Source organism: Pseudomonas sp. DWRC2-2 (assembly GCF_049897885.1).
GTDB classification, from domain to species: Bacteria; Pseudomonadota; Gammaproteobacteria; order Pseudomonadales; family Pseudomonadaceae; genus Aquipseudomonas; species Aquipseudomonas azotoformans_A.
Window position 1 is genome coordinate 402,394 of record NZ_JAFCXD010000004.1, and the last position, 14,715, is coordinate 417,108.

Below are 14,715 nucleotides of genomic sequence, written 5' to 3' on the forward strand. Positions count from 1 at the left end.
CCTTTCGACCCGCCGCATCGCGTTTTGTGCGGGGTGCGCGGTTCAGAATTGATACTCCGCCCCTGCACCCGCATACCAGGAGCGCCCCGGCGCGGCTTCGTAATAGCGGTTGTTGCCATCGCCGACGATCACCGAACCGACGTACTGGCGGTCGAGCAGGTTGTCCAGGCGCAGGGTCTGGTGGAAGGTCCAGTGCTCGACTTTCTGCTCGAAGCGCGCGCGCCAGTTGAACACGCTGTAGGCCGGTGCGGCGTGTTGGCTGTTGGTGTCCTCGACATAGACCTTGCTGCGGTACAGGCCTTCGATGGCGGTGCTGACCCAGTCCCGGGGTTTCCAGTTCAGCTCGGCGAACAGCGTGGTTTGCGGCACGCCGGGCAGGTAATTGCCTTTGTCGACGGCAGTGTTGCCGCCGCTGACAAAGTCACTGTCGTAGGTGGCTTGCAGGCGGGTGTAGGCGAGGTTGGTGCTCCAGTGTTCGCTGAGCTGGCTTTCGATGCCCAGTTCGAAGCCGCGGCGCAGGGTGCGGCCGGCGTTTTGATAAGTCGTACGGCCGCCGCTGGATTGCTGCACCACCAATTCGTCTTCGGTCGTGATCTGGAAGACGGCGGCGTTGATGCGCGTGTCCTGGCCGACGCGTGCTTTCAGGCCAACCTCATATTGCGTACTGACCGAAGGCTTGAGCGCAAAATTGAAACCGTTTGAGCTGTTGGAATAAGCCGATTCAGCTTGCGTCGGGGTTTCAAAGCCTTTGCCTGCGCTGACGTAGCCGTGCAGGTCAGGCGTGAACGCGTACATGACGCTGACTGACGGTGTGTTCTTCTGGTAAGTCTTGCTGCCGCTGTCGTTGCCGTCGCTGAGGAAGTGGTCGTCGACCTTCATTTCCATGGTGCTGTGGCGTAGCCCTGCTTGCAGCGTCCAGTCACCCAGTAACCAGTTGGCTTGCACGAATGGGTCAAGGCTGGTGGCGGTGTCGATTTCGTCGCGGCCAAGTGCGCCTTTCACGCCGTGAACGCCATTGACGGTGTTGGAATAGCCTTGGCGATCATCCTGGCTGCGGTCGTAGTCGAGCCCGGCGATCAGGGTCAGGTCGCCCGGGGCGCTGGTGATGGGTTGCAACCAGTGGACGGAACCGCCGTAGAACTTGCGGTCGAACGCCACCACGCCGCCGCGTGCATTGGCGGGGTTGGTCACGCCACTGGCGAACTTGTCAGGGATCGACAGGTACTGAATCACACTCCGCCGCCCCGTATAGGCATTCACCTGCAACGTCGCATCGCCGATGTAGCGCTCGTAATTCAAGCCCAATTGCTGATGATCGATGCTTTTGCGCGTGTTGTAGGTCAGCGCATTGGCACTCACCGAGCGTGGATCGGCCTTGTACGCCGCCCAGGTCTGCCCCAGCGGATCTTGCGTGCCGTTCTGTTCCAGGCTGCTGTAGATCAGCGCGAGTTTGCTGTCGTCATCCGGCTGGAAGTTGAGCTTGGCGAAGGTCTGGTCGCGGCGCGCGCTGCTGTGGTCACGGTAGCCGTTGGTGTCCATGCGTGAGGCGTCGAGCACAAAGCCTGCACCATTCGCTGCGCCCTCGGCGGTCAGGTGGTTCTTGTTCAAGCCGTCGCTGCCCACCAGGGTCTCGGCGCCGATGCGTGGTGGGCCTTCGCCGTCGCGGGAGAACATCTGGATCACGCCGCCGGCGTTGCTGCCATACAGGGTGGCCGCCGGGCCGCGCAGGACTTCGATGCGCTCGGCGGTGTCGAGGTTGAACGTGGCGGCCTGGCCCTGGCCGTCTGGCGTGCTGGCAGGGATACCGTCGGCGATCAACTTGATACCGCGTACGCCGAAGGCCGAACGGGCGCCGAAGCCGCGGGAAGAAATCTGCAGGTCCTGGGCGTAGTTCTGGCGGTTCTGCACCACCAGGCCGGGCACGCGGGACAGGGCTTCGGAGACGTTGATGCCCAATTGGCCGTCGCTGATCTGCTCGCGGCTGATGCCGTCGACCGAGTAGGGCAGGTCGAAGGTCGGGCTGGCGCTGCGGGAGCCGGTGACCACGCTGGGGTCCAGGATCAGCGGTGCGTCGTCAGCCCGCGCGGCATCACTCAAGGCGAGCAAACCGGGCAGCAACAAGGTGAAGCGGGCGAGGGTTTTCATGGGTCAGCCAGAATCCGTGGCGCGTTGTATAGGAGGTAAACGCGCAAAGGGGCGCGAGTTTAGTGACTTGGGCGAGATTTATCATTTAGGAATCGTCTTACGCTGCACATCGGAGGTGCCACCCTGGGACATCAGCCTTTGCGATGTTAGCGTGGCAGGCCTTGGTAACGACAATGGCCGATGGGTCAAAAGGAGGGGGTCATGAGGGTTGGGTCGAAAGTCGTGTGGCTTGTGCTGTGCTGTCTGCTCACCGGTTGCGGAACCGTCAACACGGTCATGCGTCCGGACGCCGTTGCCAGCCAGAACCTCAAGGATTCGCGCAGCCACTGCGAGAGCGTGCCCCGTATCTACAGCGGGGTGATCTACAACTTTTGCACGCTCAATGGCGAGCCGGCCCCCGACAAGAGCCTGACAAGCAATAGCCTGAAAGACCATAGCGGTGCCGCGCTACCTTTCGTTGCCGTCGATTTCATTGCCTCCGGCGTGGTCGATACGCTGGTGTTGCCCTACACCCTTTACCGCCAGAGCAAAGACGGCAGCATCGAGATCTTCCGCTGATCCTTCTTGCCACTCGCCGCTAACAGCTCCCCCCTGGTTTTAAGCTATAATCCCGCCCTTTAGCTGTTTCCTGCCCAGGCGGGAAGCACACTTTTTCGCGGCGTAACCCGCCTGCATGCAGACTAAAAGAGGCTAGACCCCTGTGGCATTGACGATTCTTGGCCTGTCCGGCGCCCTTAGCCATGATCCTTCCGCAGCCTTGTACATCGACGGCAAGCTGATCGCGGCCGCCGAAGAAGAGCGCTTCGTACGCGACAAACATGCAAAGAACCGCATGCCCTACGAGTCGGCGAAGTTCTGCCTGGAACAGGCCGGCATCAAGCCTTCCGACGTTGACGTGGTGGCGATTCCGTTCGCCCCGATCAGCCTGTTCGGTGAGGCGCGCTGGCACTACGCCAAGCGTTACTGGTACGCCCCGGACCGCGCCCTCGACGCGATCCTGATGGGCAACCGTCGCTACAAGCGCTATCGCAACAAGATCGTCTGGTGCCTGGAGCAACTGGGCTTCGATCCGAAGAAAATCAAGATCGAACCGGTTGAACACCACCTGGCCCACGCGTCCAGCGCCTACCACTGCTCCGGCTTCCAGGAGAAAACTGCGATCCTCGGCATCGACGGTAAAGGTGAGTACGCCACCACGTTCTTCGGCTACGGCGAGAACGGCAAGATCCACAAGATTAAGGAATTCTACGACCCGGACTCCCTCGGCGGCCTGTACGGCGCAATTACCGAGTTCCTCGGTTTCGAGATGCTCGACGGCGAGTTCAAGGTTATGGGCATGGCGCCGTACGGCGATGCCAGCAAATACGACTTCTCGCGCCTGGCCTCCTTTGAAAACGGCGAGCTGGTGATCAACACCGACTATGCCAACGTCATCGGCCTGCGCCGCTATAAAGAGAAAGGCAAGGGGTTCTACTTCTCGCCAAAGCTGATCGAGTGGCTGGGTCCGAAGCGCGAAGGCGATATCGCCGACGAGCCGTACATCCACTACGCCGCCAGCATGCAAGCGCTGTTCGAGAAGCTGGCCCTGCAGATGATCGACCACTACCTGGGCGACGTCCTGAAAGACACCGGCAAGCTGGCCTTCGCTGGCGGCTGCGCGTTGAACGTCAAGCTGAACCAGAAGATCATTGCCCGTGACGACGTCAAGGAGCTGTTCGTACAGCCGGCGTCCGGCGATGCCGGTACGGCTGTCGGTGCAGCGGCCTACGTGTCCCACGCCCGTGGTGTGCCGGTGGAGAAGATGGAACACGTCTACCTCGGCCCGTCCTACAGCAACGAAGAGGTGATTGCGGCGTGCGCCAAGCACGAGAGCAAGCCTGTATGGCGCAAGATCGACAACATGCCCCAGCGCATCGCCAAGATCATGGTCGACGGCAACCCGGTGGCCTGGTTCCAGGGCCGCATGGAGTTTGGCCCGCGTGCCCTCGGCGGTCGTTCGATCATTGGTTGCCCAAGCGCCACCGGCGTGGCTGACCGCATCAACCACCAGATCAAGTTCCGCGAGCGCTGGAGGCCTTTCTGCCCGTCGATGCTCGACACCGTCGCCCCGCAGATGATCAAGGTCGATCACCCGGCGCCGTTCATGACCTTCACCTTTGAAGTGGCTGAAGAGTGGAAGACCCGCGTGCCGGAAGTGGTCCATGAAGATGGTACGTCCCGCGCCCAGGTGCTCAAGCGCGAGTACAACCCGCGTTACTACGACATGATGAAAGAGCTGGAAGTGCTCACCGGTAACGGTGTGTCGCTGAACACCTCGCTCAACCGTCGCGGCGAAGCGATGATCTGCTCGCCGAAAGACGCGCTGGACATGTTCTTCGGCTCTGACCTGCAATACCTGATCATGGAAGACATCCTGGTCGTCAAAGACGGCGTGGACCCTTATGACACGGTCGGCTGAACGCCACGTCCTGCAGTTCTGCCACGGCTATGACGGGCCGTTCCTGGACTGCGCGCGGCAATACGCCAGCCTGTTCGCAGGCTCCGGCTACAAGGTGACCACGGTGTTTCTCACCGGGGTTGCCGACCCTGAGGTGGCGGCGGGTTGCGCCAGTGATGAGGTGTTGTTCATGGAGTTCAGCTCGAAGGCCATTCGTGGCCTCAAGCTGGGCGCCATCGCCGAGATGCGCAAGATTGCCGCCTCGCGCAATTTCAGTTTCTGCATCGCGCACCGCGCCAAGCCGATCTACGTGGCGTTGCTCGCCACGCGGTTGCAGGTGATCGGTGTGCACCATGCTTTCGGTGATTATCAGCGCCGTGGCCGCCGCCTGTTCGCGTCGATCTTCCGCAAGCGCCTGAGCCTGCTGGGGGTATCCGACGCCGTGCGCGATGACATCCGCCGCTGCCTGCCGAGTTGGCCGGCGGCGCGTATCCAGACCTTGTACAACCGCATCGATGTGCAAGCCCTGCAAGCCCAGCAGGTTTCCAGGGATGACGCGCGGGATGCCCTGGGGTTGTCGCCGGATGAATGGGTGGTCGGCAATGTCGGCCGCCTGCACCCGGACAAGGACCAGGCCACCCTGCTCAAGGGTTTTGCCTTGGCATTGGCGCAATTGCCGGTTGAAAGCCGCCTGGCGATCCTCGGCACCGGGCGCCTGGAGCAGGACCTGAAGGAGCTGGCCCGCGAGTTGGGGATTGCCGACAAGGTGCTGTTCCTCGGCCAGGTGCCGGAGGCGCGCCGCTATTTCCGCGCGTTTGATGTGTTTGCGCTGAGCTCCGATCACGAACCCTTCGGTATGGTGCTGCTGGAAGCCATGGCCGCTGGCGTACCACTGTTGGCCACCGCGTGTGGTGGTGCACGGGAAGTGGTCGAAGGTGTTGGCATCCTGTTTCCGTTCGGTGACGCCGAGCACCTGGCCCAAGGGCTGTGTCATCTGGCCGCGATGGACCCACACCAGCAACACCAGTGCGCAGAGCTGATGCTGGAGCGCCTGCACGCACGATTCTCGGATCAGGCGGTGCGCGACACTTTCTGGCAATTGCCCCATGTCATTGAACTGACCGCGAGGGCTTGATGCTCAATCGATTCCAAGGCTGGCGCGAGCGCGGCTGGTGCGTCGTCGATGCACCGGCCTACAACGAGGCCTGGCAGCGTTTTGGCGGCAGCGTCGCGACCCATCCGCAAGTGATCGAGCGCCTGGCTGGGCTGGCGCAGATTCCTGTGCGATACCTGGCCTGGGAGCAGGCGGGTGAACTCAAGGCGTGCATTGCTACGTGGGGGCGCGACCTGGCGTTATCCAAGGACGTGCTCAAGCGCAGCGGCAAGAAAGGCCTGTTCGACCTGGGCAATGCCGAGGTGATCCTGCCGGCCGCCGCCGATGCGCAGGCGCCTTTGCGTCAGCGTGCACGCTACCTGTCGACCCTGAACGAAGGCCGCTTCAGCGGCCTCAAGCCCCAGGCCGAGCAGTTGGCCATGGCGCGCACTCCAGAAGAGCTGTCGAAGAAGTTTCGCTACAACCAGCGCCGCGAACTGCGTTTGCTGGAAGAGGCGGGCGGCGTGGTGCGGCCAGTCAGCGAGTTTTCCAGCGCAGAGTTGGCGGCCATCTACTGTGACCTGTTCCTGCGCCGCTGGGGCTTCACCGCCACGGGCGCCGAGCGCTTGGCCGAAGTGATCGCGCTGATGCGCGAGTGGTTGATCGGCTCGGTGATTTTTCTGAATGATGCGCCTATCGCGATTCAGTTGGTGTATCGGGTCGAATCGCCGGGATGGATCAGCGTGGAGTACGTCAACGGCGGGGTCGATCCTGAAACCCGTGCCTTCAGCCCCGGTAGCGTGTTGAGCTTTCTTAATACCCAGAGCGCCTGGGAGCAGGCGCGCGAAGTCGGCAAGCCATTGCGCTTCTCCTTTGGCCGGGCCGATCGCGAGTACAAGGACCGTTGGTGCAACCCCGTGCAGGTATTCAGCGTATGACCCGTAAGCAGCAACTGCTCAAGCGCCATCGGCGCAACAAGCGCACGGCGCTGATGGTTGGCGTACTGCTGCTGGTGGTGATCGGTATCCTGGTGGCCTGGTGGTTGCCATTGCTGTTGGCCGTGCTGGCCTGGATCGCCCATGAGGCCTGGTTTGCCGACCATCTGTTCTATGCGCCTAACGAGGATTACCAATACCGTTTTGCAGCGGACGCCGAGGTGTCGGGCGTGCGCCTGGAACATGGGCGCTTGCTACTGGACCAGCCGGTGGACACGGACGCAACGCGGGTGCTGGCGATCAAGATCAAAAGCACGTGGCTGGGACGCTTCCTTGACCCGAGCATTGAACTGGCGGGCGACCGGCAAACCTTTGAGCGCGGCGTCAACGGCGTGCGTTACCTGAACCTCAGCGGCTTGGCGCTGAACGAGTTGCCGTTGCGCGGTCGGCATTGCCGAGTGATCGGCACGCCACGCTTGTGGGCTTGGAACCACCCGGATTACCGCACGCAGCGCGTGATGGTGATCGCGCCCCATGCCGACGATGCCGAATTGGCGGCCTTTGGTCTGTACAGCCAGGCTGAAAAGCCTTGGATCGTCACCCTGACCGCAGGTGAAATCGAAGCCGAGCATTACCAGCAGATGGGCCTGGACGCGGTCGAAGCCGCGCGCATCAAGGGTCGCCTGCGCGCCTGGGACAGTATCGCGGTACCTCTGTGGGCCGGCGTGCCACAAGCCCATTGCGTGCAACTGGGTTATTTCTGCCTGCAATTGCAGGCGATGCAAGCCGCCCCGGATCTGCCGTTTGCTTCCCGTGAAGCCGAGATGACAGACGTTCGGCCGTTCCGCCAATTCAATCCGTTTAAATTGCCGGCGGACAGCGATGGCTTGCCGACCTGGAACAACCTGTTGGCCGACCTGCGCCAAGTGTTGTTGATGGCGCGTCCAGAGGTGATTGTGCTGCCGCATCCGGTATTGGACCCGCATCCAGACCATATCTGCGCGCAGCACGCGGTTCTGGAAGCCTTGCAAGGTCTTGAGTGGCAGCCGACGACAGTACTCGGCTACGCCAACCACTTGCACGACAACGACCGCTGGCCCATGGGCGACGCGGGCACCGGCATTGCGTTGCCGCCGCTGTTCGACGCGACCGAAGAGCTGCTGCCCTGCAGCCTGCCTCTGACGCTGACACAGCAGCGTGACAAGGCCATGGCGCTGGGCATGATGCATGACTTGCAACCGTCACCGCCCTTCAAGCGTCGCGTACGGCGTTGGCTGCAGCGAGTGTTGGCGGGCCGTGCGCAGTCGCCGTATGGTGAGAACGAATTTTTCCGCAAGGCCGTACGACGGCATGAGCTGTTCTGGCGTTTGGGAAAGGATAAGTCATGAAAGTCTTGTTTTTGGTGCAGAAAGAGCAGCGCGCCATCCTCGATCGCTTGTACGAAGGCGTGGCTGAGCACTGCGAATGCGATATCCGTTGGTTGAGCAGCGATGAGCAGCGCAACCTGCGCGGTTACTTCCGGCGTGAGGTCGACGTGACCCGCTACGACCGCATTGTGTTCTTCCTGCGCTTCAAGCAGGAAATCCGCCAGGCCGGGTTTATCCGTACGATCCCGAACCTGGTGATCCTCGAACACGACGCCTACCAGAACTACATTCCTTGCAAATACACCGGTAAATTCAGCGCTCATTACCGCCGATTGCCTTGGGCGCGGGTGATCAGCTCCGGCTACATGGTGACCGAACGGCTGCGCGCCGAGGGCTTTGACGCAGTGTTCGTGCCCAAGGGCTATGATCAGGCGCTGTTGCAGCCGCAGGAGCGTGAGCGGGATATCGAGTTGGCGTTTGTCGGCAGTACCAACAGCGTCGCCTACAGTGGTCGCAAGGCGCTGCTCGATGAACTGGCACAGGTTGAGCCGTTGGTGGTCACACGCACCAAATCCGGTGAAGAATATTGCGCCACGCTCAACCGGATCCGCTTTTTCGTCAGCGCCGATGTGGGCATGGGCGAGTACATGATCAAGAATTTCGAAGCCATGGGCTGTGGATGCGTGCTGCTGGCATTCGATCAGGGCGCCGAGGAAAACGCGGCCCTGGGGTTCGAAGAGATGGTCAATGTGGTGTTCTACAAGGACATCCCACAGTTGCAGGAAAAGCTGGCCGTGTTACGGTCCAATCCGCAGTTGGCGACCGATATTGCGCGCAAGGGCCAGGACCTGGCCGTCAGCCAGTTCAGCTTTGCCAGGATCGGCCAGCGAATTGTCGAAGCCCTCGAGTCGCCGCTGCGGCCCCGTGCTCCATTGAGTCTGCTGGAAAGGTTGCGCCTGAAACTGGGCGTTTGATATCGGCCAGATGGCCGCAAATGATGGCTATGTGATATTATCGAGGCTTGAATGCAATTCTCCGATCAAAGCGACATAACGCTCGTAGTGACCAGTTGCGGTCGCTTCGATTTGTTGAAGCGCACGCTCGAGAGCTTCGATCAGTTCAATACCGCGGCGATACGCGAAGTCTTCATTACCGAAGACTCTGGTGATGACGCCGTGCGCCTTGCGGTTCCAGAGCACTGGCACAGTCATTGCACTTTCTTGATCAACCGCCCGAAGCTTGGGCAGTTGGCTTCCATCGACTTGGCCTACGAGTCGGTCAAGACCCCCTACATATTCCATTGCGAGGATGACTGGGCGTTTTATCGACCTGGCTTTGTCGAGGACTCCAAGACGGTACTGGAGCATCGACCGGATATTTTGCAGGTGTGGTTGCGTAACTACGTCTACGACTTGCAGGTGCACAGCCCCTATATTCACCTGGGGCCACGTGAAGTGGTGGGCGGGGTGCCGTGTTATCCCCTGTTGTCCGACAAGCCTGAGTGGCAGGGGTTTTCGTTGAACCCTGGCTTGCGGCGTATCAAGGAATATCGTTTGTGTGCACCCTACGCAGGGTTCGAGGGTGAGAAGGGACTATCGAAGCGTTACGCGCAGCTGAACCTGGCGGCCGTGACTCTGGAAGGCGATGCGGTTCTGCATACCGGTTTCGGTTTGCATGTGGCGACGGCAGAAGAGCGCTTGACCAAAGCGCGGCGCAAGCGGCGCGAGCGGATCAAGCTGGCAGCTATGCTGGTACTGGGTGTCGGTATTGGCTGGTTGATCCATTAAGTACAGGTAAGTACAGGCGACAAGCCACCACACTGCCGCAAAAGGTCATTTTTTCTATGAGTATCCTCAACATCATGTGGGCCGGTGGTTCTGCATTCGCTTCGGTGCAGAAGGTTCATCAACAGATACTTTCCCACGCTGTATGCCGTGCGCCGATCACGACTTGGTTGCTCCAAGGTCGATCGCAGGAGGGTGAGTCGGCACTGGAGTGGGATTTATCCTCTGCCCGACTTAAAGGCCGTCACCTCTGGAAGCTACTGATGCCCTGGATGCGCACGCGTTTCCAGAAGGCGCTGCCTGACGATCTGCAGGTTGTGTTGCTGGACGGGGTGGGCGTGGCCAGGGTGATGCTGCCGGCGCTCAAGCACTTGCCGCACGTGCGCGCCGTCGTGGTCTTTCATGGTGTCACACGCATGCGCCGGGCGGACCAGAAGCTGTTTGAGCAGTTTTCCGCCGAGCAACTGACCCTGGCGGCGGTTTCGCAAACCCTGGCTCACTCGATCGAGCGTTTCCTGCAACGGCCGGTAACCGTGCTGCGCAGCGCATTCGACCCGGTGGCCTTCCGCAACGCCGCGCTTTCTCGGGAGCAGGCGCGCACTCGTCTTGCCCTTCCGTTGGACGGCTCGCCCGTACTGGGTGCGGTGGGCCGATTGGTCGACGGCAAAGGGTTCAGCTGTTTGCTGGAGGCGTTTGCCGGTGTGTCGGTGCATCAGCCGGATGCGCGGCTGGTGATAATCGGTGAGGGGGCGGCGAGGGATACTCTGGAGGCGCGTATCGAGCAGCTCGGCTTGCAGGGCAAGGTTTCGCTGCCGGGTCATTTGCCGGACGCGGCGACGCTGTACCGGGCCTTTGACTGGGTGGCGATTCCGTCGACGCAAGAGGGCTTGGGGTTGATCCTGCAAGAGGCCGTGATGGCCGGTGTGCCCGTATTGACCAGCGAATTGGCCGTGTTCCGCGAGCAACTGGCAGACGCCGGCTGGTATGCCCCTTCGGATAATGCACAGGCCTGGGGCCGTTTGATGGAACGTGCCTTCGCCACTTCGGCCCAGGACGTGCTCGACGCTCAATTGCGGGCACTGGCGCCGGAGCAAGCCTGGAAGGACTTCAGTGAGACCTCCCAGCGCTTGTTTTCATGCCGCTAGCAGGGCCTGCTCCAGTGCTTGCATTGGAAAGCGTTCGTTCAGCTTCTCGCGCGCAATATAGCGTGCGAAATGCTGCAAGTTGCGCCGCGCGAGCTCCGCGTTCAGCGGCGCGCGTAAAAAGCGCATGTCCGCCACATCGATCAGGCCCATTTCGTTATCAGGTGTAACAACGATATTGCCCAAATGCAGGGAGCGGAAGTAGATTCCCGCACCATGCAATCGGCGGATAAGTGCCACCAGCGGGTCGAGGTTCGCTTGCCAGTCAAAGCCTTCCTTGTTGGAAATCTGGCGCAACGTTTCACCCGGCAGCGGTCGATACAGCACCGCAGTCATGCCGGGCGCGGCCAGCTGGAAGAACGCAAGTACGGTCAACGTGGGAATGCCACGTTGTTGCAACTGCGCCACGTTGTCGATGAAACGCTTGGAGTAGGGGCGAAACAGCGCCGACGAAAACAGGCGCTTGCGGCGAAACAGTTTGAGGATATTCCCGTCAGCCAGCAGGTAGACCTTGGGGCCGTAGCTGTCCTTTTCGAGGATGCGGGCACCTTCAATCATTGCGTTTAAATCGGCTTGGGGAAGCCTTGAACATTGCATCGTCGGAAAGCCTTGTAGGAGTCGCGGGCACAGTGATCGGTAATAATGCCGAAAGTTTTGGGTTTTAACCATGCCGCGTTGGCGGGGTGGACGTATTCAGGAGCGGGTGATGCAAGCAAGTCGTTGGGCGCAGGTATGGATGATTTTCGGGTTACTGTGGTTTTTGCTGGCGATTGCCTTTGCGCCGACCAACAAGATTTATCAACAAGGCTTGACCCTGTTTCTCTGGTTACCCGCCATGGTGTTGGCCTGGTCGGCCCGTGAGCGCTTGAAGGAAGTCTGGGGCGAGCAGCGTTGGATGTGCCTGATGGTGGCGGCGTTGGCCGTCTGGGGTGCCATCAGCCTGTTGTGGACCAATGCCGAAGATCCATCACGCGAGGCCAAGCGCCTGCTGTATATCGGTGTGTTCCTGCTGTTTTTCCCGGTGCTTGCCTGTGGGCAGACCGAGCGGATCATCCGTGTGATGCAGTGGGGCGGTTTTGGATTGGCCTTGTCGTCATTGGTTGCGATCATCAAGTTCTACGGCGTTGAACACAACGCCTGGTTTGCGCGCCTCGAGGGCATAGGTCAGTTGTCCCACCCGATTCTGGGGGCTTATGTGATTGGTCTTGCTGCCGTCTGGCTGCTGCATTGGCTGCCACGCGGCCGCTGGATGCAGGTGGTGTGGGTTGTGTCCATCGCATTGCTTGGGCTCTTCGTCGTGTTGAGCCAGAGCCGGGGGGCTGCACTGGCCTTGCTGCTGACCGTCGTGGCGATGCCGGCCTGGTGTCGTGATCGTCGTACGGCAGTGATCGCCATTGGCGCAGTCATCACGGCGCTGGCGGTGTTCTTTGCCATGCAATCGTTGATGCTTGCTCGCGGCGTTTCTTATCGTCCACAGATCTTCATGTCTGCCATGCAGATGATTGCCGAGCGCCCGTGGACCGGCCTGGGGTTGGGAGGGGACTATAAAGTCCTGGCTGAGGGCGTGTATTTCGATCATGCCCACAACCTGTTCTCCCACGTTGCCATCGAGCTCGGCCTGCCCGGCCTGCTGCTGTGGTGCGGCCTGTGGTTTGGTGTGCTGTGGCAAGCCTGGAAAGCCCGCGATACGCTCTATGGCAAGGGTGTCATCGGGATGTGGGTGTTTTCGTTCCTGGCCATGCAGTTCGATGCCGCCAGCCTCACGGGCACTCCGCGGGCCGAATGGTTTATCTCATGGCTGCCGATTGCGCTGGCGACTGTCTTGGTCTGGGCTCGGGCCAACCCCGATGCATGTGATAAAGTTCGCGTCCTACCCAATCAGTGAGCTCGACACATGAGTGACGCACCGCCCAAAGCGGACCAGGAATCCAGCCTGAAAATCTATTTCAGGCTGCTGGGCTATGTGAAACCGTACATCGGCATGTTCATGCTGAGTATCGTGGGCTTCGTGATCTTTGCTTCCACCCAGCCGATGCTGGCCGGGATCCTCAAGTACTTCGTGGATGGCTTGAGCAATCCCGACGTGGTGTTCCTGCCCAAGATCCCGTTGTTCAAGGACCTGAAGCTGTTGATGGCCGTGCCGCTGCTGATCATCCTGATCGCCGCGTGGCAAGGCCTCGGCTCGTTCCTGGGCAACTACTACCTGGCCAAGGTTTCCCTGGGCCTGGTGCATGACCTGCGGGTCCAGCTGTTCAACAAGCTGCTGGTATTGCCCAACCGTTATTTCGACACGCACAACTCCGGTCACCTGATTTCCCGCATCACCTTCAACGTGACCATGGTCACCGGCGCCGCCACGGATGCGATCAAGGTGGTGATTCGCGAGGGCCTGACGGTGGTGTTCCTGTTCGGCTACCTGCTGTGGATGAACTGGAAGCTGACCCTGGTCATGCTGGCGATCCTGCCGTTGATCGCAATCATGGTGGGCAGTACCAGCAAGAAATTCCGCAAGCAGAGCAAGAAAATCCAGGTGGCGATGGGCGACGTCACCCACGTGGCCTCGGAGACCATCCAGGGTTACCGCGTGGTGCGCAGCTTCGGTGGCGAAAGCTACGAAGAACGCCGTTTTGCCGCGGCCAGCCAAGGCAACACCGACAAGCAACTGCGCATGAACAAGACCGGCGCAGTCTATACGCCGATGCTGCAACTGGTGATCTACACCGCCATGGCGGCACTGATGTTCCTGGTGCTGCTGCTGCGCGGCGATGCCACGGCGGGTGACCTGGTGGCCTACATCACCGCAGCGGGCCTGTTGCCCAAGCCGATCCGCCAATTGTCTGAAGTCAGCTCGACCATCCAGAAAGGCGTCGCCGGTGCCGAAAGCATCTTCGAACAGCTGGATGAAGAGCCGGAAGTCGACAGCGGCACCGTGGAGCGTGACCGCGTCAGCGGTCGCCTGGACGTGCGCAACCTGAGCTTCACCTACCCAGGTGCCGAGCGTGAAGTGCTGAAGAACATCAGCTTCACCGCAGAGCCTGGGCAGATGATCGCCCTGGTCGGGCGCTCGGGCAGTGGCAAGTCCACGCTGGCCAGCCTGATCCCGCGCTTCTACCACCACGAAACCGGCGAAATCCTGCTGGACGAGGTGGAAATCGAAGACTACCGCCTGCGCAACCTGCGCCGGCATGTGGCCCAGGTGACCCAGCACGTCACGTTGTTCAACGACACGGTGGCCAACAACATCGCCTACGGCGACCTGGCGGATGCACCGCGTGACGACATCGAAAAAGCTGCCACCGATGCCTATGCCATGGACTTCATCGCCGAGCTGCCCAAAGGCCTGGACACCGAAGTCGGCGAAAACGGCGTGCTGCTCTCCGGCGGTCAGCGCCAGCGCTTGGCTATCGCCCGGGCACTGCTGAAAAATGCCCCGCTGCTGATCCTGGATGAGGCGACTTCGGCGCTGGATACCGAGTCGGAGCGGCATATCCAGGCCGCGCTGGACAAGGTCATGAAGGGCCGTACCACCCTGGTGATCGCACACCGACTGTCCACCATCGAGAAAGCCGACATGATTCTGGTGATGGACCACGGTGAAATTGTCGAGCGTGGTACACACGTGGAACTGCTGGCCATGGGCGGCTATTACTCGCGCCTGCACGCCATGGGCCTGGATGAGCCGGTAACGGCCAACATCACCTGATGTGCCGGGGCGCGCAATGCGCCCCGGTGTTTGTATCAAGCCTCTTACAGGCTTGACCAAAGCCAAATAATTCGCTGCCTATCGTTTGTTATGTTGGCCTTCTCGATTC

12 protein-coding genes are annotated in these 14,715 nt (G+C 60.8%); 10 read left to right on the top strand and 2 right to left on the bottom strand.

The genetic code is table 11. From position 1 onward, the window contains the following. Positions 1-42 precede the first annotated feature (42 nt). Entirely contained in the window at positions 43-2,145 is a 2,103-nt protein-coding gene (locus ACP7EW_RS20670) for a TonB-dependent receptor family protein (protein WP_426219332.1), read from the bottom strand. A gap of 201 nt (positions 2,146-2,346) precedes the next feature. On the opposite strand from ACP7EW_RS20670, the gene ACP7EW_RS20675 reads away from it, so the two are divergent. The 8 genes from ACP7EW_RS20675 to ACP7EW_RS20710 all read left to right on the top strand — a co-directional run bounded on the left by ACP7EW_RS20675 (position 2,347) and on the right by ACP7EW_RS20710 (position 10,906). Beyond that, positions 2,347-2,703 (top strand): YceK/YidQ family lipoprotein, encoded by a 357-nt coding sequence (locus ACP7EW_RS20675; protein ID WP_426219334.1) that lies wholly within the window; start codon positions 2,347-2,349, stop codon positions 2,701-2,703. Positions 2,704-2,845: 142 nt separating this feature from the next. Then, on the top strand, positions 2,846-4,603 hold the full coding sequence (locus ACP7EW_RS20680) for a carbamoyltransferase family protein (protein ID WP_426219336.1): 1,758 nt from the start codon (positions 2,846-2,848) through the stop codon (positions 4,601-4,603). Then, positions 4,587-5,717: a glycosyltransferase gene (locus ACP7EW_RS20685; protein WP_033897822.1), complete on the top strand. Its 1,131-nt coding sequence runs from the start codon at positions 4,587-4,589 to the stop codon at positions 5,715-5,717. The genes ACP7EW_RS20680 and ACP7EW_RS20685 overlap by 17 nt, the downstream gene beginning before the upstream one ends. After that, on the top strand, positions 5,717-6,613 hold the full coding sequence (locus ACP7EW_RS20690; protein ID WP_426219338.1) for an antimicrobial resistance protein Mig-14: 897 nt from the start codon (positions 5,717-5,719) through the stop codon (positions 6,611-6,613). The genes ACP7EW_RS20685 and ACP7EW_RS20690 overlap by 1 nt, the downstream gene beginning before the upstream one ends. After that, a complete protein-coding gene (locus tag ACP7EW_RS20695; RefSeq protein ID WP_426219340.1) occupies positions 6,610-7,998 on the top strand; it encodes a PIG-L deacetylase family protein in 1,389 nt (462 codons plus the stop codon). Before ACP7EW_RS20690 ends, ACP7EW_RS20695 begins: the two co-directional genes overlap by 4 nt. Further along, on the top strand, positions 7,995-8,951 hold the full coding sequence (locus tag ACP7EW_RS20700) for a glycosyltransferase family protein (RefSeq protein WP_426219342.1): 957 nt from the start codon (positions 7,995-7,997) through the stop codon (positions 8,949-8,951). The genes ACP7EW_RS20695 and ACP7EW_RS20700 overlap by 4 nt, the downstream gene beginning before the upstream one ends. 51 nt (positions 8,952-9,002) lie before the next feature. Further along, a complete protein-coding gene (locus ACP7EW_RS20705) occupies positions 9,003-9,764 on the top strand; it encodes a glycosyltransferase family 2 protein (RefSeq protein ID WP_314524795.1) in 762 nt (253 codons plus the stop codon). A gap of 56 nt (positions 9,765-9,820) precedes the next feature. Then, positions 9,821-10,906 carry a glycosyltransferase gene (locus ACP7EW_RS20710; protein ID WP_426219344.1) on the top strand — a complete coding sequence of 362 codons (1,086 nt, stop codon included), beginning with the start codon at positions 9,821-9,823 and terminating at the stop codon, positions 10,904-10,906. On the opposite strand, the gene ACP7EW_RS20715 is transcribed toward ACP7EW_RS20710, so the two are convergent. Then, positions 10,895-11,461 (bottom strand): toluene tolerance protein, encoded by a 567-nt coding sequence (locus ACP7EW_RS20715; protein WP_269134153.1) that lies wholly within the window; start codon positions 11,459-11,461, stop codon positions 10,895-10,897. The two genes, ACP7EW_RS20710 and ACP7EW_RS20715, sit on opposite strands and share 12 nt — an antisense overlap. Before the next feature lie 148 nt (positions 11,462-11,609). Here ACP7EW_RS20715 and ACP7EW_RS20720 point away from each other — a divergent pair, with 148 nt between their 5' ends. Both ACP7EW_RS20720 and msbA read left to right on the top strand, forming a co-directional pair. Continuing rightward, positions 11,610-12,788, top strand: a complete 1,179-nt coding sequence (locus ACP7EW_RS20720) for an O-antigen ligase family protein (RefSeq protein WP_426219346.1) — start codon at positions 11,610-11,612, stop codon at positions 12,786-12,788. A gap of 9 nt (positions 12,789-12,797) precedes the next feature. After that, positions 12,798-14,606, top strand: coding sequence for a lipid A export permease/ATP-binding protein MsbA (gene msbA, locus ACP7EW_RS20725; RefSeq protein ID WP_426219349.1), 1,809 nt, complete (start codon positions 12,798-12,800; stop codon positions 14,604-14,606). Positions 14,607-14,715: the final 109 nt, after the last annotated feature.